This window comes from Bradyrhizobium sp. Gha (assembly GCF_900113735.1).
In the GTDB taxonomy this organism is placed as follows: domain Bacteria; phylum Pseudomonadota; class Alphaproteobacteria; order Rhizobiales; family Xanthobacteraceae; genus Bradyrhizobium.
The window spans coordinates 103,189-124,261 of record NZ_FOQM01000020.1 but is presented as its reverse complement, the minus strand read 5'-3'; the positions used below and the strand labels follow the sequence as shown (position 1 = coordinate 124,261).

Sequence of the window (21,073 nt, the reverse complement as noted above, 5' to 3'; positions counted from 1 at the left end):
CTAGGTTACTCGGCGGCTTGCGCCAGCACCGGCCGGCGCGGCAACCAGCCGTCGATGAAATGATCGAGCCAGGCGCGTTCCGCGGCGTCATGGACCGCACGGTCCGCGAAATGATGATGCCGCTCGCGCGCGCCGGGCGCGCTGAGCCCGTCATAGCCGCGCGTGGTCCAGCAATGCATCATGGCGTAGGTCACATCAGGATGAAACTGCACGCCGAAGGCATTGCCTGATCGAAACGCCTGGTTAGGAAAATCATCGCCTTCCGCCAGCAATTCGGCGCCATCAGGCAGCTCAAAGCCTTCGCGGTGCCAGTGATAGACTTGCGCGGGCCAATCCGGGCAGAGCGCGCGTCCTGCCGTCGTCGGACGGATCGGGTAGTAACCGATCTGGGTCAGCGCCTGCGGATGCGGCGCGACGCGTGCGCCGAGCTGCATCGCCAGCATCTGCGCGCCCAGGCAGATGCCGAGGAACGGCCGCTGCTCGCGGAGCGGAATTTCGATCCAGTCGATCTCGCGGCGGACGTAGTCATCGGGATCATTTGCGCTCATCGGGCCGCCGAAGACGACGGCACCGGCGTGCCGGTCGAGCGTGTCGGGCAAGGGGTCTCCAAAGCGCGGCCTGCGGATGTCGAGGCGATGGCCGAGCGCGCGGAGCGCATTGCCGACCCGGCCTGGCGTCGAGGATTCCTGGTGCAGGATGATCAGAACCGGGAGCCGGCGTTCGGAGGCGGCCGCGCTCGGCATCCTTCCGGAGAAGGGCACCACATCTGCGCCACCAAACCTGTTCGTCCGGAACGACATGGCCTTTGCGAGTGCAAGCGGTTCAAGCCATCAGCATAGCTAAGCGATGGTTAACGTCGTGTGAGTTTGCGCACACACACCGCAAGACTGAAGCAAGCTCCGGGCCATTCCCGTGGTCTGGCGATCTTCAGTGCCGCTGCCTCTGGAAGCGGCTGGTGGCCGAGAGGATGAAGCCGCGCGGGAAGAAACGCAGCGCAAATGGCACGATCTTGATGCCAAGACCCGGCAGCACTGCCCGCTTGTTCGCCATCAGGCCACGATAGGCATCGCGCGCAACCTCGGCTGCCGACACATTGAGCAGGGCCGTATCATGCCCGGAGCCGACGCCGGCGCGCGCCTGGAATTCGGTCGGCACCGGACCGGGGCAAAGCACGGTGACACGGACGCCGCGCGGCGCGAGCTCCGCCCGCAAAGCCTCAGTGAGCGAAATCACATAGGCCTTGGACGCGTAGTACACGGCCATCCCGGGACCCGGCAGGAAGCCCGCGACGGAGCCTACATTGAGAAGGCCCCCCTTGTTCCTGACCAGTTGATCGGCAAAGCGCAGCGACAGATCGGTCAGCGCACGCACGTTGACATCGACAATGCCGACCTGCTCGTCGCGGTCCCGCTCGATGGCGTCGCCGAATACGCCGAAGCCGGCATTGTTGACGAGATGATCGAGCTCGACGTCCTCGGCAGCGAGCGCGGCTGCAATCCTTTCGCCGGCATCGGCCTGCTGGAGATCGCAGGCGATCACGATCGGCTTTTTGCCGCACGTGGAGGCGAGCTCGTTCGCCAACGCCTCGAGGCGGTCGGCACGGCGCGCCGTCAGCGCAAGCCGGTGCCCGTTTGCGGCAAACACACGCGCCAGCTCCGTACCGATGCCCGCCGAAGCGCCGGTGATCAACGTTACCCGCTCAGTCACGATCGCTATCTCTTGAATTGAAGATTTTTGGCCCCGTAATGGGGGAACTGGAGCATAAGCCATGCGCGACAAGCAAGCGGCGCCGGCAGCATGGCTGCCAGAGCGCAGTACAGGGAAGTGAGAAAAACCGCAGATTTACAGGGGAATTCGGCGCCGCGAGATTTCGACGGCTACATTAAAGTTTCGTCATGTCGTCGATACAATCAGCAATCGCTGCGTTGCCGATGGCTCAGCCGCCGAGAGCACTATCCTTGACCTGGCCGCCGGCGCGGTTCGCGACCGCGTGCTTGAGATCGATCCGGTCACGCTGGGAAATGCCGAGCAGGTCGGAGGCGCGCCAGACCACGTTGTCCTCGAACTCGGTCACCTGGCCGTCGGCATAGACCAGCTCCCACATCATCTGGACGATGCGCTTGCGGCCCTCCTCGTCGAGCGAGCGCATGATGACGCTGGTAAAGTGATAGAGATCGACCGCCTCGCCCTCGACCTCCGTCGCGTCCGCGATCAGCCGGTCGGCGGTGCCACGATCGAGCTTGAAATGGCTTTCGATCAGGCCGTGCAGCTTGCGCTGCTCGGCCTGCGTCGGCTGGCCGTCCAGCGAGACCACATGGATCAGAAGCGCGGTCGCCGCCAGCCGGTAATCGCTGTCTCCAAAGGCACGGTCCTGCGCCTGGGGAGCAACAATGTCCGCGATGAATTGGCGCAGGCCGTCAAGCATAAGATCCTACCGAAATCGATGGCGCCGCGAGGAGCGCGGCGGCTACCAGCCCTATATGAGCGAGGAACTCAACCGGCGCAACAAGCGTCAGTCCCGCGCGCTGCATTACGTTTCGGCAATCTGTTCTCGTCCCGGCCTGGTGCGCAGTTGCGCACGGGCCCTCACGGTATCTCGTACACCACCATCTTGTCGGCGATGCCGCGGAGCGCTGCCTGCTTCTGGATCGGCTTGATCTCACGCCGCTGAAGGATCTCGGCAACCGCCGGCGCATCCAGCACCGGACCGGTGATGTGGATCTCCTGCGCGGTCGACAGGCTTTGCACGCGCGCCGCGATGTTGACGGTCTGTCCGAAATAATCCTGCCGCTCGTTCAGCATCACCGCGAGGCACGGACCTTCATGGATGCCGATCTTGAGAACCAGATCGTTGGCGCCGCGCTGCTTGTTCAGATCATCCATGGCCGCGCGCATCCGCAGTCCTGCGGTAATCGCATGCTCGGGCCTGACGAAGGTCGCCATGACGGCATCGCCGATCGTCTTCACGACGGCGCCTTTCTCGGCGGCGATGATGTCCAGCAGCGCCCGAAAGTGCGCGCGCACCAGGTCGAAGGCGCTGAGGTCGCCGACCCGCTCGTATAACGCCGTCGATCCCTTCAGGTCGGTGAACAGGAACGTCAGCGACGTGATCTTCAGTCGCTGATCGACATTGAGATTGTCGGCCTTGAAGACATCGCGGAACGTCTGATTGGACAGCATCCTTTTGGCGGTCAGGATCGGCTTGCGCTTGCCGATCATCTCGTGCAGTGCGTCGGCGGCAATCCAGACCGACGGCAGCACGCGATTGCCTGATTGATTTTCGAGCGTGAGTCGCAACGGCCCGGGACGCATCACGGTGGTCCCCGTAGGCGCCTCCAGATTGTTGAACATGATCGAAAGCTGCTGGCGCTCGCTGGTCGGATCACCCCGAACATCGAGGAAATGGGCCGAATGGGTGACCGGCTCGAAAACGATGATGAACTGGCTGGGCAGGTTCAGCGACAGGATCGCCTTTTCGCCGGCGGGCAGTTCCAGCGCTTCAAGCGTCACTTCGTTGATCAGGCGCGAAAAGGCCTCTTCGTTGATGTCGACACCGGAGCTCCAGAACATCTGCCGTACATATTCCCAGATCGGCAACGTGTCGGGATCGTGAGCACCGATGCGGCGGACTCGCGGACTGACGGTGAAGGCGACCTCGACCATCTCATCGACGGACGCCTCGTATCCGGCTGCACAAAGTGCGCAATTGTAGTCTTCGTGCTTGAGCGATTTCAGGGTCGTATGCGCGCCCAAGACGCCGCCGCAGCCGGGGCACAGCACGTTCCAGCTCATGTCGAACAGGCCGAGCCGCGAGGCGTGCAGGAGCCCGGAAATGACCCTCTCCTGATCGAGCCCGGTACGATCGGCAAAATCCAGCGCATTGATGCGATTGAGATCGCGATCGTGACCGTTGGCGATCAGTTCGGCGATAGCCTCGACCACGACGGGATCGGCGGTCTGCTTCAGAACGGATAACTGGGCCTGGATATCGCTCATGGCGCAACTCTATCTGGGCTGGAACATTTCAACCGCCAGAGCCCGTCACCGGCGTGTGATGCGGAACATGGGTGAGTGATCCGGCTGGGTCGTGACGACACCATACGGAATGACCGGCGTCGCATCCGCCAGCTCGACGCGGAACGCGCCGATCAGCCGCGCCAGCGCCAGCACGGACTCGGCTTGCGCAAACGGCGCGCCGATGCAGACGCGGGGCCCGGCGCCGAACGGCAGATAAGCGAAGCGATCGGGCGGCTCCTTCGACATGAAGCGTTTTGGAACGAACGCGTTCGGCTGATCCCACAGCTTTTCGTGCCGGTGCAGCAGCCAGGGCGCGATCATGATGATATCGCCCTTGCTGACCTCTGCGCCGGCCACATTGTCCTTGCCGCGCGCCGCCCGGGCGATCAGGAAGGCCGGCGGATAGAGCCGCATGGTTTCGTCGACGACGGCGCGGGTGAATTTCTGCCGGTCGATATCGGCCATGCTGTCGAGATGCTCGCCGCGTGTCTCGGAGGCAACTTCCTCCTGCGTGTCAGGATCGAGCGCAAGCAGATAGAGCGCCCAGAACAGGGCGGTCGCGGTCGTTTCATGCCCCGCCAGGATCATGGTCGCGACCTCGTCGACGAGCTGCTCGTCCGAAAATCCCTTGCCCGTTTCAGGATCGCGCGACTCGTCCATGAGATCGAACAGATCGCGCGGCGGCGCTCCGTCCTTCTTGCCCGACGCGCGCCGTTCGGCGATCAGCATCGTGACGAATTCGGTCCAGCGCGTGCGGAAGCGGGCGCGCGCCCGATCCATCGGCGTCGGCCAGGAGACCGGCAGCACCATATCGAGGAAATAGGCGCGCCCGAGCCGCTCGCCATATTCCATCACGAAATTGCGCAGGGTCGGGCCGTGCCGGTCCATGCCGAACGAGAACATCGTGCGGCCGGCGATCTCGAGCGTCACGCGCTGCATGATCTCGCGCAGATCGACCGGCTCGTTCGTGCGCGTATCCAGCTTTGCGATGGTTTCGTCGAGCACGGCCGTCATGTGCGGAACGAGGTTGGCGGTCGCGCGCGGCGTGAAGGCGGGCGCAAGCGTGCGCCGCTGATGCGCCCAGGCGTGGCCCTCGGCAAGCAGGAGGCCTTGGCCGAGCACGGGTCGCAGCATACGGATGCCCGCCGGCGTCCGTGCATAGTTTTCGTAATTGCTCATCAGAACATGCCGGATCGCGTCCGGCTGGTTCAGGATGAAGCTCTTGTGCAGCAAGAAGCGGCCCTGGATGATCTCTTCCTCGTAGGCTCGCTGCCCCCAGGTCGCGATCATGTTCTGCCTGATCACCGCGATCCGGCCGAAGAACGACAAATTGTCCGGCGCGCGCGGCGGTGTCGGGGGGATGATGGGCCGACGCACACTGGCGATGTTCATGGCTCGCTCCCGCGGATGTCGTCGCACTAAAGGCTTGCGCAGGCAGATAGCTAGTAAGTCAGCTCGGCAATCGCAATCCTGTTCTCTGAGGCAGGCCAGGCGCGCGTCACAATTCGTTCTTCGTTGAACTCGGCCACAACGTTACGCCCGAACTCGCTCGCCGGAAGGCGCAGGGTCGCTGTCGCATCCGTGGGCACGCCCGGATGGACGTCGGCGGGCTCCCGGCCGTCGAACAGAACGATGTCGCGCGGCAGGCCGAAATAGCCGCGCGGGCGCGACATGATCACGACCGCGCCGGCATCCTTGTCCGCCGGAAGGAACGGGCGCGCGGCGCGCAGATGCACGACGTCGGAGGAGCGCGGGAAGGGCGAGCGATAGAAATGCGTGATCGGGGCGCCGGACGAGGTCAGCACGATCTCGAGCGGCGAGGTGGGATCGACCTCGGCCGGCCCCCAGCGGCCGTCGGCGCCCGTCGTGAAGCGGGACACCACATCGCCTCTGCGTTCCGCGCTCTCGCGGTCGACATGATAGATCTCCACCACCGCTCCGGCCACCGGACGGTTGGTCGGCACGGTATCCACCATACCCGTGACCAATCCGCCGAGGCGGACGGTCCGCTCCGGCGTGATCGCGATGCGGGCGGGCTCACGGCCGGCGATGAACTTGTAGATTTCGCGGAACGCGCGCGGGTGATAGGCGGTCTCGCGATGGTCGACGGTGCCGAGCACGAGATTGGTCGCGCCTTTCAGCTCCGGCCCTTCGGCGGTGACGTTGGTCGGCACGCCGGGCTTGCCTATGAAGCGGCCGTCGGGTTGCGCATATTTGTCCATGCCGTCGCTGCGCAGCGTGAGGAAGGCTGTGCCCGGCGTCACCTCGCTGTCGCCCGCGTTCAAGCCGCGCAGGAAGGCGCCGCGCCCGTTGAATTCGCTGCCCAGCAGATCGTCGAGCGCAAACACGCCGTGATTGGGCGTGCCGCACAGGATTGCGTGGCTGACGTCGGCAGCGCCGCCGTTCTTGATGACGTTGCGGATGGAATTGCCGCCGCGCGAATTACCGACCAGCGCCACGCGCGCCGCACCGGTGCGGCGCTTCAGCTCCGCAATGGCGGCAGCAAGCTCGCGGCGCTGATCCTCGGTCGAGGAACGGTTGGCCTGCTCGACCATGTCGTCAGCGCGCGCCGTTGGATCGATGAAATTGATCGCCATCATACGGTCATGCGCGATGCCGTTGGATTCCATCCGCCACAGCGTCGTCATCCAGAGCGCGTCGTAATCGCCATTGCCGTGGACGAACAGGATCGGCGGCGTCTCGTCGCCTTGGGTCGCCGTCTTCGTTTGCGCCAGCGCCTCCCTCCGGATGCTCGTAACCGCGAAAGGCAAACTTCCCACACCTTGCAGGATCGTCCGTCGTGACAGCTTCATGTGTTCCTCCCCGGCAAAACCTTGTCTTTGCACCGCTTATAGCGGCCTAACCACTGGACAGCGAAGGACTTTCGCAGGCATCACTGATCTCGCCGGAATCCTTGAAGCCATTTCTGCCAGAGGACTTGGAAGGGTATATGACCGAGCAGACGAACCGTCAGAATCGTTCCGCCGACGGCATCACGGCCCCGCTGCGGTACACCATATTCCGGCGCATCTGGCTCGCCAGCCTGCTCTCCAATCTCGGCCTCCTGATCCAGGGCGTGGGCGCGGCCTGGGCGATGACGCAGATGGCGGCCTCGGCCGACAAGGTGGCGCTGGTTCAGACCGCCCTGATGCTGCCGATCATGCTGATCTCGATGCCGGCCGGCGCCATCGCCGATATGTACGACCGCCGTATCGTGACCCTGATCGCGCTCATGATCGCGCTGGCCGGCGCGTCCGCCCTGACGATCCTGGCCGGGCTCAAGCTGATCGCCCCGGAATCGTTGCTGGCCTTCTGCTTCGTGGTCGGCAGCGGCAATGCGTTGTTCGGACCGGCCTGGCAGTCCTCGGTCAGCGAGCAGGTGCCGCAGGACGCACTGCCGTCGGCGGTGGCACTGAACGGCATCAGCTACAACATCGCGCGCAGCTTCGGTCCTGCGGTCGGCGGCGTGATCGTTGCCGCCGCGGGCGCGGTGGCGGCGTTCGCCTGCAACGCGGTTCTCTATCTGCCGCTGCTGGTCGTGCTGCTGTTGTGGCGGCGCGTGGTCGAACCCTCGCGGCTGCCCCGGGAGAAACTCAACCGCGCCATGGTCTCGGGCTTCCGCTACATCACCAATTCGCCGCCGATCAAGATCGTGCTGCTGCGAACGCTGGTGATGGGCCTGATCGGCGGCGCGATCATGGCGCTGATGCCGCTGGTCGCGCGCGACCTCTTGCACGGCGGCGCACAGACCTACGGCATCATGCTGGGCGCATTCGGGATGGGCGCGGTGGTCGGCGCGCTCAACATTCACGAGCTGCGCAAGCGCATGAGCGGCGAGGCTGCGATCCGCGCCTGCACGATCTCGATGGCGCTTGCGATGGCGGCAATTGCCCTGAGCACCGAGCCGGTGCTCACTGCGGCCGCGCTGGTGCTGGCGGGCGCGGTCTGGATGGCCGCGGTGGCGCTGTTCAACATCGGCGTGCAGCTCTCGGCGCCGCGGTGGGTCGCCGGACGCTCGCTCGCGGCGTTCCAGGCCTCGATCTCCGGCGGCATCGCGATCGGCGCGTGGGGCTGGGGTCACCTCACCGACTATGCCGGCGTCGAGGTCGCGCTCCTGACTGCGGCGAGCCTGATGCTGATCTCGCCTGTGCTCGGGATCTGGCTGACGATGCCGCGCGTCGGCGCCCGCAACGAAGACGCGGACGTGCTGGCCGACCCCGAGGTCAAGCTCTCGCTCACCGCTCGCAGCGGTCCGCTGGTGGTCGAGATCGAATATCGGGTCGCCCAGGAGAACGCGCGCGCCTTCCATAACATCATGCAGGACGTGCAGCTCTCCCGACAGCGCAACGGCGCCTATGGCTGGTCGATCGCGCGCGACATCGCCGATCCGGAATTGTGGACCGAGCGCTATCACTGCCCGACCTGGCTCGACTATCTGCGTCAGCGCAACCGCGCGACCCAATCCGAACGCGCGCTCTATCAGCGTGCGAACGATCTCCATATCGGCGTCGAGCCGGTGCGGATCCGCCGCATGCTCGAGCGGCCGTTCGGATCGGTGCGCTGGAAGGAAGAGACGCCGGACCGGGCTGCAAGCGAAGTGCTGCCCGTGGTCGCGACCGCGGCGGGCAGCAGCACGTAAGGTTTGTTGCGTGGCCGGACTATTGCCCGTGATCCGTCAGCACCTTGTCGCAGGCCTTGCCGAGGCGAGCACGGTGCTCTTTCAGACAGGCCAGCACGGCGCTATCACCATTGTTCATCACGGCACGGCAGAAGCGCGCAACATCACGCGCGCATGCGTCGTGGCCGGTCTGCTGCTGCGCAGACGCGCTCGATGCACCAAGGAGCAAAGGAATGATGAAAAGAAATCTGGTCATCGCGTAACGCCTCGTACCCGGTCAATGAGCGGGCGAAGCTAGTGCGACGATCCCTGAGCCGCAACGGCTTTGTTGATGGCTTGCCGGCGCCGGCCGATGTCTCCGGCATCGAGCCGGGGCACATCGCCCAGGAGCTTTGAAGCGCGGCTTTTTGTCCGTGCTCTCATTGGCCGTGCTTATTGCCGGTCCTGGACGTCAGCGACCTTGCGTGAGGCGCCCTTGGCGAGATCCTTGTCCATCACCGCGCGGCAACCGGCGCTCAGGTCCGAGCGATGCTTGATCATGCACGCGGTGATCTTCGGGATGTCCGGGATTTCCGAAGAGCACAGGCGGAAGGCATCGCCGGTGCACATCTGCTGCGCTTCGGCCGAGAAGGCGAAGCTAGAGGTCGTCGAGACGATCGAGACGATCGCGGCAAAGCCAAGGGCCAGGCCGGTATCGCGGATCTTCGCAGTCAGGGACTTCCCAGGAAACGCCGTCGTCATGTGAGGCTCCCATTGGCAACCCGCGCAAAGCGGGACCCGTTGTTGATGGGAATGACCATGCTCCCCGAAAATCCTTTCCACTGTGATGGCAGTCACGGGCCGCCCACCCTCTGTGACCTCTGTCACTTTGGCGCACCTGCCTGAAATTCCTCCGCAACCGCTGTCGTGTTGGTGTCACGTTAACTGTTCCTTCGCATTAATGGCTCGGCGCGGAGAAAATCCGCTGTTTTGGTTGCGTATTTGGAAAGAGTAGCGATGCGTAATGCGTTGGGCCTGATGCTGGCCAGTGTGGTTGCGGCGATCGTGATCGCCGGAGGTTGGTATTTTTATTCCTCGCGCGCCGACCAGGGCGCCCCCAAGACGACGGCCGCCCGCGCCGCAGATCCGCTGCTCGCGCCGGCCAAGCTTGCCGCCAAGGATGACGTCGAGACCACCGCGGCGATCGCCGCCAAGCCCGCGGCTTCTGCCGCCGCGGCCGCTCCTGCGCCTGCACCAGCCGTGGCGCCGGTCCAGGATACGACCTGCACCAATCCCAATGCGCTCGGCGTCTCGCGCGTGGTCGAGATCGACACGACCGGCGGTCCGGGCTTCGGCTTCGAGCAGTACAAGCAGTTTGATTTCCTCGCCGACAAGGAGGTCGTGCTGACCTTCGACGACAGCCCGTGGCCGCACAACACGCCGGCCGTGCTGAAGGCACTGGCCGACGAATGCACCAAGGGCCTGTTCTTCTCGGTCGGCAAGCACGCCAGCTGGCATCCGGAAATCCTGCGCCAGGTTCTGGCCCAGGGCCACACGGTGGGCACGCACACCTGGTCGCACGTCAATCTCGCCGGCAAGAAGATGACGGAGCAGCAGGCCAAGGACGAGATCGAGAAAGGCTTCAGCGCGGTGAAATGGGCGCTCGGCACCAATCCGTCGCCGTTCTTCCGCTTTCCGCAGCTTTCGCAGAGCCCGGCGCTCGTGAGCTATCTCGGCAGCCGCAATATCGGGATCTTCTCGACCGACCTCGACTCCTTCGATTTCCGCAAGGAGAGCACGCCGGACAAGATCATCAGCAACGTGATGACCAAGCTCGACAAGCTCGGCAAGGGCATCATCCTGATGCACGACTTCCAGAAGCGCACCGGCGAGGCGCTGCCGACGCTGCTCGCGCGTCTCAAGGCCGGCGGCTACAAGGTCGTGCAGGTCAAGGCGAAGACGACGTTCGAATCGCTGCCCGAGTATGACGAAGCGGTGCTCAAGGAGATGAAGGTGCCGGCGTCGAGCAGTGCGACGAACGCGCGCCCGGTCTCGAGCGTGGTGCAGACGGTCTCCCAGCGCTGAGTGCGACAGAGTTGACGACACGAAATGGCCGGGCTCAGCCCGGCCATTTTTGTTTCGAGAGCAGAGCCGTCGCTTACCAATAGATGCCGTGCCGGTGCAGCTCGCTGATGATGCGGCCTTCGGACCAGCCTTGGTTGTGCCTGGGCCTGTCCGCCTTCGCATTCGTCTTCGGTGCGGGCTGAGCCGCAACCGGCGCGGACGCCGGCGTGGTTGTTGCGGCCGGAGCAGATGGAGCGGTGGTCGAAACCGACGGGCGGTCGACATAGACCGGAGGCACAGCGGCTGGCGCGACTTCACTGACCTGCATGGCGGTAAACGTCGGCGCGGCCGCTGCTTGCGGTGCCTGCGCCTGGTCGCTGGCCGCGGCCAGCGAAAGGCTGCGCGGGCCACCTGCCTGGGCAGAGCCAGAGACCAGAACCATGGCGGCCACCAGAATGAGCTTGCGCATGTGAAACCTCCCCGTATTTGCGTGACGGGGACAGTAGGGGCGCGCTGCGGGAGGTTATGTGATGGAAATCACGGAGGCCGCCCTCGCCGATTTTCAGCTGCGCATAGCAGTGACACAAGCGTGGACGCGACACGCGCACGCTTCAGGAAAGAACAAGCCGGCTTGTGACGGTCGGACAGGGGCTGAACAAACGGGGTGCTGGTGCCGCAAGAGGGATTCGAACCCCCGACCCCGTCATTACGAATGACGTGCTCTACCGACTGAGCTATTGCGGCGAACCCTGCCGGGGCCCGGATAGGTCGGCCCCGATACGCGCGCTCCTGATATCGGGCATGGCCGGAATTGGCAAGGAGAAGCGGGCGAGGAAATGGGCCTCATGCACCCCAGCGGGACCAGAATCCGCGCCAGCCTCCGGCCTGGGCCTTTGCATGGTCCCTGGGTGTGCCGATTTGTTCCGTAAATTCATCGCTCGGGCCGTCATCATCGATGCCGGGATCATCGGGCGCACGGACGATCGGGATGACGGCCTGAATCGGCGCCTGCGCGGGCTTGCCGAGGTCCGCACGGGTCCGGAACACCGGCGTTTCCGCTGCTGGCAATGATTCGGCGGCTTCAGGGGCCGGCTTGACCGGCTCGGCGGGCGCCACCGCCAGCTCTTCCTGGGCCGCCGGAGGCGCATTGTCCTGCGCGGCCGGAGCGGGGGCTGGGGCAGGAACAGGGGTCGCAGCCGGCGTGATCACGACGGGTTCCGCCGGCGTCTCGCTGGCCGCCGTCACACGCTTTGGCGGCGGGGCGGCGAGCATGGCTTCCTCGAAAGCGGAGGACTCGATCGTGGTGCCCTTGTCCGAGGGCAGGCTCGCGACCGGCGTCTGCCACTGGAAGGCATCGAGCCGCCCGGTGACCGGGGAGACCGGACGCCAGCGATCGCTGACATAGCCGTCGGCGGTCCAGGCGGGATCGTGCCGGGCACGCACCGCGCGCAACGTCCAGGCGCGGGCGCGTCCGCCGTCGCCGTGCTCGCTGCGCTCGAGCTCGGCCATCAGCAGCGCCACGCGCTGGGTCGGGTCGTTGACATAGGGCGCCAGCACTTCGCGCGCGCGGGCGAATTCGGAGGCATCGATCGCGGCGCGTGCAATCGCCAGCTGTCCCTCGACATGGCCGGGCTTGTCAGCGGGCGCTTTCGCCGCGAGCGTCTCGATCCGCTGCAGGCGCTGCCGCGCAGAATCGCCGAGCTTCACATGCGCGTAGGCGTCGGCCAGATCGGGATGCGGATTGGCGAGCCATGCGGCTTCGACCAGCTTCATGGCGCGACGCACCTGATGCGCTTCGCTCTCGAATTTCGCCGCCAGCACGGCGGCCGGCACCAAGGTCGGCGCGAGCTTGACGGCTTCCATCACGCTCTCGCGCGCGACGTCGCGGTCCACGGTTTCCAACTCCAGCGCGCGCGCCGTCAGCAGCACGCCGCGCTGGCGCCGATAGGCTTGCTTGTCGATCAGGCCTGCGGACAGATTCGAATCGAGGATCGCGAGCGCGCCGCTCCAATCGCCGCGCGCGCAGCGGAAGCCGAGCACCGCATGCGAGGCCCAGGTCGAGGATGGCGACAGCTTGATCGCCTCCTCCGCGATCATCACCGCGCCGACCGCATCGTCGGCGCGCTGCGCCTCGATGAACAGGCCGCGCAGCCCGAGCAGCCGCGTGTCCTCGCGCTCGACCATGGCGCGGAAGGCGCGCTGCGCCTCGTCGCGATTGCCGTCGAGCTGAGCCGATTGCGCGTGCAAGAGCAGCGCGAGCGGATCATCCGGCGCATGGCGCCGCGCCGCTTCGGCGTGACGGCGGGCAAGGCCGGTATCGCCGTGGCCGATCGCAAGCAAACCATGCGTGATGGCGTGGCGGCCGCGCGCGTGGCGCTTTTCGTGCCGCCGGCGACGCATCCGACCGGGCATGCGCCAGATCGCGGTCAAGATGCTCCAGAGCAGGACGATCAAGACGGCAAAGATGCCGAGGCAGAGCACGAACACCGGAATGCTCGGTGAGGCCCGATAAGCGCCCCAGGTCATCACGACATTGCCGGGCTGATCGGCAACCCAGGCCGCGCCGGCGCCTGCGAGCGCAATCAGAACGAGGAAGAGGACGATGCGAAGCATGGCTATCCCTATACGCGCGGATTGTTGCGCGAATCTTATTGCGCAGGCTTGGTGAGACCGGCCAGAGCGTCGTCGGCAAATCGACGGGAGGCCGCGAGCGCGGCATCGCGCGCATCGACCTTGTCGAGCCAGCCTTGCGCGGGCGCACGATCGGCCTCGGACAGTGTCTTCAACTCGCGACGCGCCTCGACGACGTCGTTGCGCAGCGCCGCCGCCGTGACCCGTGCGACAACGGCACCGTGGTCGGTGCCGGCCCCGTCGGTACGCTCGATGCGGACGAGCTTCGATGCTCCAGCCTGGAGGCGCTCGACGATGCCGGCCCCCGCGGCCGGAGCTTCTGCCGGCGGCGACAGCTTTGGCACGATGTTGAGGAGCTCGCGGCTCAGCGCGACCGGGGTCGGAATCCCTGAGGCCGCGAACATGTCGAGCGGTTTCAGCATCTCGGGCTTGGCCGCAAGCGACCGCGCCGCTGCGAGCTGCGCCTCATAAGGGTCGTTATGGCGGACGGCAACGTCGAGCAGGGTGGCGGCAACGACATAGCGCAACGGCTTGTCGTCCGTCTGCTTGGCATCGGCGGCGATCTTTTCGCTCTGCTGCGCGAGCTCGGCGCGGGCAGAGGTGCTGGCGCGCTCGAGCTGGGAGACGCGCTCGTCGAGGGCGGCGAGGCCGGATGACGACGCCGCATCGCGCGGCGCGGATTTAGCATCGTTCAATGCGCCCGCGACCTTGTCGGACTGCGTACGCAGATTGGCGATATCGCTGCGCAGCGTGCCGACGGATTTTTCCAACGCATCGAGCCGCGACGTCATCGCCGGATCTGGCGCGGGCCTGACCGCCTTGGCTTCGATTGCGGCGACACGTCCGCTCAGCGCATCGATGGTCGCGCTCGTCACTTGCGGCGCGGCCGGCGGCGCCTGGACCGCGGGCCAGCCCAGCACCCAACCGACCGCGATCACGAGCGCGGCCGCGACGGCGCCGGAAAATGGCGCGATGACCCAGGGAGAGATCGGGGCCGACGCAGCAGCAGCTTGCGCGTCGTTTCGCTGCGGCTCAGCCCTGTCCGTGTCAGCTCTGGCTGTCTCAGCCTTTCCGGTCTCGACCGTGCCATCATCGACACCGGCCTGCCCGAATGTTGCCTGCTCAGCCGACGGCTGTGCCTCCGGCCCGGCCGCGACCTCTTGCGGCTGAGTGGAGACTTCGGTCGCCTCGAGGTCGATGGTGGGCGGGGTGCGCTTGGCACGGCCGGACTCGGGAGCCAATCCTGCCTCTTCAGGCTTGTCGTCGGCCATCGTGACGGTTCCTCACACTTGCATACCAGAGACGAGCCCGATTGCGTCGGATTCGGCCCGTCCTCTTACGCCAAACGGGTCCGCAAAGCACGCTCCAAGGCGTCAAACAGGGCATTTTCGTCCGGGGTCGCGGCCACCAGAACCTGCGACGCGCCGGCATCGCGGAGTACGCTCGCAACCGTCTCGGACAGGCAGCATTGTGGGATCGACAGTGCCGAGATTTCGACGCCCTCGTCCCGGGCCGCATCCAGGAAGGCGCGCGCGCTGCGCCGGGAGTAGTGCAGCACCGCCTCGATGCCATGGTCGGCAAAGCCGTCGCTGACCTCGCGCGGCAGGATATTGACGGGGGCCATGCGATACGTCGTTTGCGTGACCACGCTAAACCCTTCCGCGCCAAGCTCGCCGCCGAGATCCCGCGACAGATCGGCCCCGGCAAGATAAAGCAGCGTACTCTTTTTCTTCAGCACCTTGTCGCGCGCACCCTGCATCATCCTATCGCGCAGGGACGCGGCATCACCGCCGGCAACGAGCACCTTCGTGAAGCCGACGTCGCGCGCCACGGCAGCGGTGTGCTCTCCGACCGCGAACAGCGGCAGCTCCAAGAGGCCGCGCTCGCGCAATTGCGACGCGACGCCGCGGATCGCATTGGCCGATGTCACGATGATGGCGCTGTAGCCGGTTTCGCTCTCGTCATGAAAAGCGACCGGCTCGAACTTGAGCACCGGCGCGAGCAGCACCACATGCCCCCGCGCGCGCAGATTCTCCGCTGTTGCCTGATTGTCGGGATGCGGCCGTGTGACAAGAATGGACATCGCTTGTGTTCCCGATCCACGTGGCCGTGACGCATTGACGAATGCTGTCGGACGTACCAGAACTCTGCTTTACGGATGAGCGCAAGGGCGCAAATTGGATAACAATTCGCCAATGCTGGTACTGGGCATCGAGACCACCTGCGACGAGACCGCGGCAGCCGTGATCGAGCGCGCGCCGGACGGCCGCGGCAAGATCCTCTCCAACATCGTGCGGTCGCAGGTCGAGGAGCACGCCCGCTTCGGCGGCGTGGTGCCGGAGATCGCCGCGCGCGCCCATGTCGACCTGCTCGACGGCATCATCGACCGCGCCATGAGCGAGGCGGGCATCGACTTCGCCCAGCTCGACGGCGTGGCGGCAGCCGCAGGACCGGGGCTGATCGGCGGCGTCATCGTCGGCCTCACCACTGCGAAGGCGATCGCAATGGTGCATGACACGCCGCTGGTCGCGGTCAACCATCTCGAGGCGCATGCGCTGACCCCGCGCCTGACGGACGGCATCGAATTTCCGTATTGTCTGTTCCTCGCCTCCGGCGGCCACACCCAGATCGTCGCGGTCACCGGTATCGGCCAATATGTGCGGCTCGGCACCACCGTCGACGACGCCATCGGCGAGGCCTTCGACAAGGTGGCGAAGATGCTGGGCCTGCCCTACCCCGGCGGACCGGAAGTCGAGCGCGCGGCGGCGACTGGCGATCCGACGCGTTTTGCGTTTCCGCGGCCGATGCAGGGCCGTCCCGACGCCAACTTCTCGTTGTCGGGACTGAAAACAGCGGTGCGCACCGAGGCGAGCCGGCTCAGCGCGATCACGCCGCAGGACATCAGCGATCTCTGCGCGAGCTTCCAAGCCGCAGTGCTTGACTCGACCGCAGACCGGCTGCGCGTCGGCCTGAAACTCTTCCGCGAGCAATTCGGCGCGCCGCGCGCGCTGGTCGCCGCCGGCGGCGTCGCCGCCAATCAGGCGATCCGCGGCGCACTGTTCGACGTTGCCGGCGAAGCGAAGACGCAGCTGATCATGCCGCCCCCCGCGCTCTGCACCGATAATGGCGCGATGATTGCCTGGGCTGGCGCCGAACGCCTCGCGCTCGGCATCACCGATACGATGGACGCACAGCCGCGCGCCCGCTGGCTGCTCGACGCCAACGCCACCGCGCCTGACGGCTACGGCAAGACGCGGGCGGGGTATTGACCATGACGCCGTTCCGCTCCGTCGCGGTGATCGGTGCCGGCGCCTGGGGCACGGCGCTGGCGACGGTGGCCGCGCGCGCCGGGAGGAGCGTGACGCTATGGGCACGCAACGCCGGCCATGCTGCACGGATCGGATCGACCCGTGACAATCCGCGCCTTCCCGGCGTGCGGCTCGCGCCGGAGATCATCGTCACACACGAGCTCGCACAAGCCGCGCGCGCCGACTTGCTGCTGATCGCGACCCCGGCGCAGCATCTGCGCGGCGTGGTCAACATGCTGGCCGCGCAGATCACCCCGTCCGTGCCCGTCATCGCCTGCGCCAAGGGCATCGAGCACGGCACCCACAAATTCATGACTGACGTGATCGCGGAAGCCGCGCCGCATGCGCAGCCGGCGATCCTGTCGGGCCCGAGCTTTGCCGACGACGTCGCGCACGGATTGCCGACGGCGGTGACGCTGGCGGCGAAGGACGAGGCGCTGGCGAGCGCGCTGGTGCAGGCGCTGGGCTCGCCGACCTTCCGTCCCTATCACTCCACCGACATCCGCGGCGTCGAGATCGGCGGCGCGGCCAAGAACGTGCTGGCGATCGCGGTCGGCATTGCGGTCGGGCGCAAGCTCGGTGCTTCCGCCCAGGCTGCACTGACCACCCGCGCCTTTGCCGAGTTGACGCGGCTTGGCCGCGCGCTCGGCGCACGCGGCGAGACACTCACGGGCCTGTCCGGGCTCGGCGATCTGATCCTGACCTGCTCGAGCCCGCAATCGCGCAATTTCGCGCTTGGGCTCGCGCTCGGCCGCGGTGAGCCGCCGCCCGCGGGCAAGCTTGCCGAAGGCGAATTCACCGCGCCGGTGCTGATCGAGCTCGCGGCTTCGCAAAACATCGAGATGCCGGTATCAGAAGCAGTCGCATCAATCCTGGGCGGCAGAAGCACGATCGACGCTGCGATCTCCGGATTGTTGACGCGGCCCTTCAAGGCAGAGGAATGAGCATGGCGTACTGGCTGGTGAAATCCGAACCATCGGTGTGGTCCTGGGACCAGCAGGTCGCGAAGGGCGCCAAAGGCGAAGCCTGGACCGGCGTGCGCAACTACACTGCGCGCATCAATCTCGTGAACATGAAGAAGGGCGACAAGGCGTTCTTCTACCATTCCAACGAGGGCAAGGAGATCGTTGGAATCGCGGAAGTCATCAAGGAAGCCTATCCCGATCCGACCGACAAGACCGAAAAGTTCGTCTGCGTCGACATCAAGGCCGACAAGCCCTTGAAGACGCCGGTGACGATGGTCGCGATCAAGGCCGAGAAGAAGCTCGCCGAGATGGCGCTGGTGAAATATTCGCGCCTGTCGGTGCAGCCCGTGACGCCTGAGGAATGGAAGCTCGTCTGCAAGATGGGCGGGCTCTAGGGGCTTACGTTATCCGCCCTTGCGTCTCCGGCAGCGCAAGCACCTCGCATGGCGAGGCAATGCCGCGCAGCTTGTGCAGTCCGAGCGCGATCAGCGGCATGTCCGTCTCGGCGGCGAGCGCGCCCGAGACCAGCACGGTCCTACGAAGCGGCTTGCACAGACCTTCGAGCCGGCTGGCGAGGTTGACGGCAGGACCGATCGCCGTGAAGTCGAGCCGATTGGCGGCGCCGATATTGCCCCAGAGCATCTCGCCGAGATGAAGGGCAGCACCGAAGGAAAGTAGCGGCAATCCCAGCGCGCTTCGCTCCGCGTTGAGATACGCCATCCCGGCTTCGGCCGCGCCGGCGGCACGCAACGCGGCATCACAGGCGCGGCGCGGCGACGCCTCGACCACCGGAAAGATCGCGAGCACGCCATCGCCGATGAATTTCAGCACCTCGCCGCCGAAGGCGTGAACGGCACCTGCGATGCGATCGAACCAGGCATCGAGCGCGGCGATCACATCGGCAGGCGGACTGCTTTCCGACAGGGTCGTGAAGCCGCGCAGATCGGCATAGAGCAGCGCAGCCTGGATGGTTTCACCGAGATCGCGCCGCAACGGCGCTGCCAGCACCCGCTCGGCGCTGCGCTTGCCGAGATAGGCCTCCAGCGTCGCGCGCAACGTCGCGCGTGCAGCGAGCGCGGCGAGCGGCGTCGCGGCAAAGCGCGCGGCCTGACGCAGTTGGTCGATTTGGTCTGATGTGAACGGATGCGGACCGATCCAGCCGAGCAGCGGCCCATCGCGCCCGACAATGTCCTCGTGCACATCGCCGCCTGCGATATCGCGCAGCCAGCGGCGACCGGCATCGTCAGGCAAATCGGGCGCCAGGCCGCCCGGCGCAAAACCGAGCGCCTCAATCACCCGGCCGTTGTCCGCACGCCACAACCAGGTCCGCTTCGCGATCAGCGGATGCGGCACCTCCAGCGTCAGGGCGCCGGCCGCAAGCGGCACGCCGTCGGCGAGCAGATGCGCGCCGAGGTCCGCGAGCAGGCGATCGGCGCCGGCGGTTTCCGAGGCGGCATCGACAAGCCAGGCGAGGGTCGGGGAGAGTTGCATGATCCGATGATGGCGAAGGAGGGCCGCCTTTGTCACGGGCAATCCTTGACGGGCTGCTTTGGCGCCGCCATGTGCCGGTATCAGCGCGTTTTCAAGCGAAGTGGATGCCGGTTCGCGTAAAGAAAACGCGTCAAGACAGAAACTAGAGTCCCGTTCCGACACCGTCGGAACGGGACTCTAGCCCAGGGATGATCCCGATGACCGAGCCCTTCGTATTGCGACGCGAGACCCAGATCGCCGCCCCGCGCGCCACCGTCTTCGCCTATTTGACCGACCCGGAGAAAATCCTGAGCTGGATGGGCTCGGATGCGACCACCGAGCCGCATCCCGGCGGGCTTTATCTTCTCAGGGGTATCGGGCCGCGCGGCAGCATCGCCCGGGGTGCCTTCCGCGAGGTCGTGCCGGTGCATCGCCTGGCCTATACGTTCGGCTGGGAGGGCGGTCAGGAAGTGCCGCCCGGATCGAGCCTGATCGAGATCGACCTGATCGAACGCGACGGCGGCACGCTGCTGCGCATGACGCATAGCGGGCTGCCGACCGAGGAACAGATGGCCGCCCACGCGAAAGGCTGGGCGCATTATCTGAATCGACTCACGAGCGCCGCCGCCGGCGGCGATCCAGGTCCGGACCGGGGTATCTCGGACAATATGTAGCGACGCGAGGGTTACACCGCTGCGGTCGCCACCACCTGCTGCAACAGCTGCTCGCGTCGGGCTTGAGAGCGTTGGCCCTTCATGGTCGCCGCGAAGCGCTCGAGGATGCCCTCCTCGAACGCCGTCACGATGGTGTCGTGGACGTAGCTCTTGCGGCAGATCGCCGGCGTGTTGGAGAGCTTGTCGGCGGCGGCGCGGATCGCGTCCAGCACCTGCTTCTTGCGGCCGCGCTGGCTGGTCGCCGGCGTGATCCGCGACAGCGATTCCACGACCACGGCCGAGGCCATCAGGGTGCGAAAATCCTTCAGCGAAATCTTGATGCCCGCGATCTCGCGCAGGAACGCGTTCACCTGCGTGGTGCTGACGGCGCGCACGATGCCGTAGGCATCGCGATACTGGAACATGCGCTTGCCGGGGACGCTTTGCAAAATGCCGATGGCGCGCACCAGCTTGGCGGCGTCGCACTCCTTGCGAACGGCCTTGCCGCCCTTCGCCTTGAAGGTCAGCACGAAGCAGTCGTCTTCCAGCGTGACGTTGGACTTCAGCAGCGTCGTGGCACCGCGGGTGCCGTTGAGGCGGGCGTAGGATTCATTACCGGGCCGGATCGCGGTGCGCGCGATCAGCTCGATCACGGCCGAGAGTGCGAATTCGCGGGTCGGCTCGTCGCCCGACAGGAACGCCGAGACCTTGCGCCGGATTTTGGGCAGCGCGCCGACCAGCTTTTCCAGGCGATGCGCCTTGCGATGCTCGCGGACCTTCTCCCAGTCGGCGTGATAGCGATATTGCAGCCGGCCTGCGGCATCGCGTCCCACCGCCTGGAGATGTGAGCTCGGATCGGCCGAGTAGCGCACCTCGCGATAGGCCGGCGGCACCGCCATGGCGTGCAGGCGGCGAATGGTGCGGGCGTCACGGATATGCGCGCCGTTGGGGCGGACGAAGGAATAGCCCTTGCCGCGCTTGATGCGGCGGATGGTCAGCTCGTTCTGGTCGCCGAGCCGCAGGCCCAGCTCTTTCGCCAGCGCCTCGACCGTCGCCGGGGACGCCGAGTCGAACACTTTCTTGGGGCTGGGACGGGTGGAACCTGATGGTTTCGGCCATTGTCCGAGGGCTTTGGCCAGCGCGATGGCAGCAGGATCGGCCGAGGCAGGCCGCATCGTCCCGAGATTCTGCTGTTCCATCATAGTCTTACGCCTTGACCCTGTCTGTTACCGTTCAATGCCGCTGTTCTGATGTTTGTTCCAGGCGTTGCCTGGAGGGCCTCTCGGGACCCGGGTTAGCCACTTAGGGTGTTCCGAACCGCATTGCGAGTCCCGAATCAGCAAGAAGCGGTCTCTAAATACCTCCTGC

20 protein-coding genes and 1 tRNA gene are annotated in these 21,073 nt (G+C 65.9%); 6 read left to right on the top strand and 15 right to left on the bottom strand.

Annotation, left to right across the window (positions count from 1 at the left end):
- Nucleotides 1-5: 5 nt before the first annotated feature.
- The 6 genes from BM222_RS23240 to BM222_RS23215 form a co-directional block, all read right to left on the bottom strand.
- Entirely contained in the window at nt 6-800 is a 795-nt protein-coding gene (locus BM222_RS23240) for a glutamine amidotransferase (protein ID WP_092232619.1), read from the bottom strand.
- Nucleotides 801-927: 127 nt separating this feature from the next.
- Nucleotides 928-1,707, bottom strand: a complete 780-nt coding sequence (locus tag BM222_RS23235) for an SDR family NAD(P)-dependent oxidoreductase (RefSeq protein ID WP_092232616.1) — start codon at nt 1,705-1,707, stop codon at nt 928-930.
- A gap of 229 nt (nt 1,708-1,936) precedes the next feature.
- Entirely contained in the window at nt 1,937-2,425 is a 489-nt protein-coding gene (locus BM222_RS23230) for a tellurite resistance TerB family protein (RefSeq protein WP_092232613.1), read from the bottom strand.
- 161 nt (nt 2,426-2,586) lie between these two features.
- On the bottom strand, nt 2,587-3,996 hold the full coding sequence (locus tag BM222_RS23225) for an adenylate/guanylate cyclase domain-containing protein (RefSeq protein ID WP_092232610.1): 1,410 nt from the start codon (nt 3,994-3,996) through the stop codon (nt 2,587-2,589).
- A gap of 45 nt (nt 3,997-4,041) precedes the next feature.
- Nucleotides 4,042-5,409: a cytochrome P450 gene (locus BM222_RS23220; RefSeq protein WP_092232608.1), complete on the bottom strand. Its 1,368-nt coding sequence runs from the start codon at nt 5,407-5,409 to the stop codon at nt 4,042-4,044.
- A gap of 50 nt (nt 5,410-5,459) precedes the next feature.
- Nucleotides 5,460-6,830 (bottom strand): hydrolase, encoded by a 1,371-nt coding sequence (locus tag BM222_RS23215; RefSeq protein ID WP_177243397.1) that lies wholly within the window; start codon nt 6,828-6,830, stop codon nt 5,460-5,462.
- 137 nt (nt 6,831-6,967) lie between these two features.
- Here BM222_RS23215 and BM222_RS23210 point away from each other — a divergent pair, with 137 nt between their 5' ends.
- Nucleotides 6,968-8,656, top strand: a complete 1,689-nt coding sequence (locus tag BM222_RS23210; RefSeq protein ID WP_092232603.1) for an MFS transporter — start codon at nt 6,968-6,970, stop codon at nt 8,654-8,656.
- A 19-nt stretch (nt 8,657-8,675) separates the two neighbouring features.
- Here BM222_RS23210 and BM222_RS23205 read toward each other — a convergent pair whose 3' ends face one another.
- Nucleotides 8,676-8,891, bottom strand: coding sequence for a cysteine rich repeat-containing protein (locus BM222_RS23205; RefSeq protein WP_092232600.1), 216 nt, complete (start codon nt 8,889-8,891; stop codon nt 8,676-8,678).
- A gap of 176 nt (nt 8,892-9,067) precedes the next feature.
- On the bottom strand, nt 9,068-9,376 hold the full coding sequence (locus tag BM222_RS23200; RefSeq protein WP_092232597.1) for a hypothetical protein: 309 nt from the start codon (nt 9,374-9,376) through the stop codon (nt 9,068-9,070).
- 255 nt (nt 9,377-9,631) lie between these two features.
- On the opposite strand from BM222_RS23200, the gene BM222_RS23195 reads away from it, so the two are divergent.
- Nucleotides 9,632-10,699: a polysaccharide deacetylase family protein gene (locus tag BM222_RS23195; protein WP_092232594.1), complete on the top strand. Its 1,068-nt coding sequence runs from the start codon at nt 9,632-9,634 to the stop codon at nt 10,697-10,699.
- A 73-nt stretch (nt 10,700-10,772) separates the two neighbouring features.
- Here the strand turns inward: BM222_RS23195 and BM222_RS23190 are convergent, their stop codons facing one another.
- The 5 genes from BM222_RS23190 to BM222_RS23170 all read right to left on the bottom strand — a co-directional run bounded on the left by BM222_RS23190 (nt 10,773) and on the right by BM222_RS23170 (nt 15,392).
- The gene (locus tag BM222_RS23190; protein ID WP_092232590.1) at nt 10,773-11,147 is read right to left on the bottom strand and encodes a hypothetical protein; all 375 of its coding nucleotides are present in this window, start codon (nt 11,145-11,147) and stop codon (nt 10,773-10,775) included.
- A 199-nt stretch (nt 11,148-11,346) separates the two neighbouring features.
- Nucleotides 11,347-11,422: transfer RNA gene (locus BM222_RS23185), tRNA-Thr, on the bottom strand.
- A 99-nt stretch (nt 11,423-11,521) separates the two neighbouring features.
- On the bottom strand, nt 11,522-13,291 hold the full coding sequence (locus BM222_RS23180) for a heme biosynthesis protein HemY (RefSeq protein ID WP_092232586.1): 1,770 nt from the start codon (nt 13,289-13,291) through the stop codon (nt 11,522-11,524).
- A 35-nt stretch (nt 13,292-13,326) separates the two neighbouring features.
- Nucleotides 13,327-14,580, bottom strand: a complete 1,254-nt coding sequence (locus BM222_RS23175; protein WP_092232582.1) for a COG4223 family protein — start codon at nt 14,578-14,580, stop codon at nt 13,327-13,329.
- A 65-nt stretch (nt 14,581-14,645) separates the two neighbouring features.
- The gene (locus tag BM222_RS23170; RefSeq protein ID WP_092232579.1) at nt 14,646-15,392 is read right to left on the bottom strand and encodes a uroporphyrinogen-III synthase; all 747 of its coding nucleotides are present in this window, start codon (nt 15,390-15,392) and stop codon (nt 14,646-14,648) included.
- Nucleotides 15,393-15,504: 112 nt separating this feature from the next.
- Here BM222_RS23170 and tsaD point away from each other — a divergent pair, with 112 nt between their 5' ends.
- The 3 genes from tsaD to BM222_RS23155 are packed head-to-tail and all read left to right on the top strand — an operon-like array spanning nt 15,505 to nt 17,977.
- Nucleotides 15,505-16,578, top strand: coding sequence for a tRNA (adenosine(37)-N6)-threonylcarbamoyltransferase complex transferase subunit TsaD (gene tsaD, locus BM222_RS23165; protein WP_092232577.1), 1,074 nt, complete (start codon nt 15,505-15,507; stop codon nt 16,576-16,578).
- Between the two features lie 2 nt (nt 16,579-16,580).
- Complete coding sequence (locus BM222_RS23160; protein WP_092232574.1) at nt 16,581-17,561, top strand: NAD(P)H-dependent glycerol-3-phosphate dehydrogenase; 981 nt, start codon at nt 16,581-16,583, stop codon at nt 17,559-17,561.
- Nucleotides 17,562-17,563: 2 nt separating this feature from the next.
- Nucleotides 17,564-17,977 carry an EVE domain-containing protein gene (locus tag BM222_RS23155; protein WP_092232571.1) on the top strand — a complete coding sequence of 138 codons (414 nt, stop codon included), beginning with the start codon at nt 17,564-17,566 and terminating at the stop codon, nt 17,975-17,977.
- A gap of 4 nt (nt 17,978-17,981) precedes the next feature.
- On the opposite strand, the gene BM222_RS23150 is transcribed toward BM222_RS23155, so the two are convergent.
- A complete protein-coding gene (locus tag BM222_RS23150; RefSeq protein WP_177243400.1) occupies nt 17,982-19,073 on the bottom strand; it encodes an adenylate/guanylate cyclase domain-containing protein in 1,092 nt (363 codons plus the stop codon).
- 197 nt (nt 19,074-19,270) lie between these two features.
- Between BM222_RS23150 and BM222_RS23145 the strand changes: the two genes are divergently transcribed.
- Entirely contained in the window at nt 19,271-19,726 is a 456-nt protein-coding gene (locus tag BM222_RS23145; protein WP_092232704.1) for an SRPBCC family protein, read from the top strand.
- Between the two features lie 11 nt (nt 19,727-19,737).
- On the opposite strand, the gene BM222_RS23140 is transcribed toward BM222_RS23145, so the two are convergent.
- Nucleotides 19,738-20,907, bottom strand: coding sequence for a DNA topoisomerase IB (locus BM222_RS23140; RefSeq protein ID WP_092232565.1), 1,170 nt, complete (start codon nt 20,905-20,907; stop codon nt 19,738-19,740).
- Nucleotides 20,908-21,073: the final 166 nt, after the last annotated feature.

Bases quoted from the DNA above. Each gene is read 5' to 3' on its own strand.
- tsaD (WP_092232577.1), top strand. From the start codon at position 15,505: ATGCTGGTACTGGGCATCGAGACCACCTGCGACGAGACCGCGGCAGCC.
- BM222_RS23190 (WP_092232590.1), bottom strand. From the start codon at position 11,147: ATGCGCAAGCTCATTCTGGTGGCCGCCATGGTTCTGGTCTCTGGCTCT.
- BM222_RS23180 (WP_092232586.1), bottom strand. From the start codon at position 13,291: ATGCTTCGCATCGTCCTCTTCCTCGTTCTGATTGCGCTCGCAGGCGCC.
- BM222_RS23175 (WP_092232582.1), bottom strand. From the start codon at position 14,580: ATGGCCGACGACAAGCCTGAAGAGGCAGGATTGGCTCCCGAGTCCGGC.
- BM222_RS23230 (WP_092232613.1), bottom strand. From the start codon at position 2,425: ATGCTTGACGGCCTGCGCCAATTCATCGCGGACATTGTTGCTCCCCAG.
- BM222_RS23240 (WP_092232619.1), bottom strand. From the start codon at position 800: ATGTCGTTCCGGACGAACAGGTTTGGTGGCGCAGATGTGGTGCCCTTC.
- BM222_RS23210 (WP_092232603.1), top strand. From the start codon at position 6,968: ATGACCGAGCAGACGAACCGTCAGAATCGTTCCGCCGACGGCATCACG.
- BM222_RS23140 (WP_092232565.1), bottom strand. From the start codon at position 20,907: ATGATGGAACAGCAGAATCTCGGGACGATGCGGCCTGCCTCGGCCGAT.
- BM222_RS23170 (WP_092232579.1), bottom strand. From the start codon at position 15,392: ATGTCCATTCTTGTCACACGGCCGCATCCCGACAATCAGGCAACAGCG.
- BM222_RS23200 (WP_092232597.1), bottom strand. From the start codon at position 9,376: ATGACGACGGCGTTTCCTGGGAAGTCCCTGACTGCGAAGATCCGCGAT.
- BM222_RS23215 (WP_177243397.1), bottom strand. From the start codon at position 6,830: ATGAAGCTGTCACGACGGACGATCCTGCAAGGTGTGGGAAGTTTGCCT.
- BM222_RS23150 (WP_177243400.1), bottom strand. From the start codon at position 19,073: ATGCAACTCTCCCCGACCCTCGCCTGGCTTGTCGATGCCGCCTCGGAA.
- BM222_RS23220 (WP_092232608.1), bottom strand. From the start codon at position 5,409: ATGAACATCGCCAGTGTGCGTCGGCCCATCATCCCCCCGACACCGCCG.
- BM222_RS23145 (WP_092232704.1), top strand. From the start codon at position 19,271: ATGACCGAGCCCTTCGTATTGCGACGCGAGACCCAGATCGCCGCCCCG.
- BM222_RS23155 (WP_092232571.1), top strand. From the start codon at position 17,564: ATGGCGTACTGGCTGGTGAAATCCGAACCATCGGTGTGGTCCTGGGAC.
- BM222_RS23160 (WP_092232574.1), top strand. From the start codon at position 16,581: ATGACGCCGTTCCGCTCCGTCGCGGTGATCGGTGCCGGCGCCTGGGGC.
- BM222_RS23205 (WP_092232600.1), bottom strand. From the start codon at position 8,891: ATGACCAGATTTCTTTTCATCATTCCTTTGCTCCTTGGTGCATCGAGC.
- BM222_RS23195 (WP_092232594.1), top strand. From the start codon at position 9,632: ATGCGTAATGCGTTGGGCCTGATGCTGGCCAGTGTGGTTGCGGCGATC.
- BM222_RS23225 (WP_092232610.1), bottom strand. From the start codon at position 3,996: ATGAGCGATATCCAGGCCCAGTTATCCGTTCTGAAGCAGACCGCCGAT.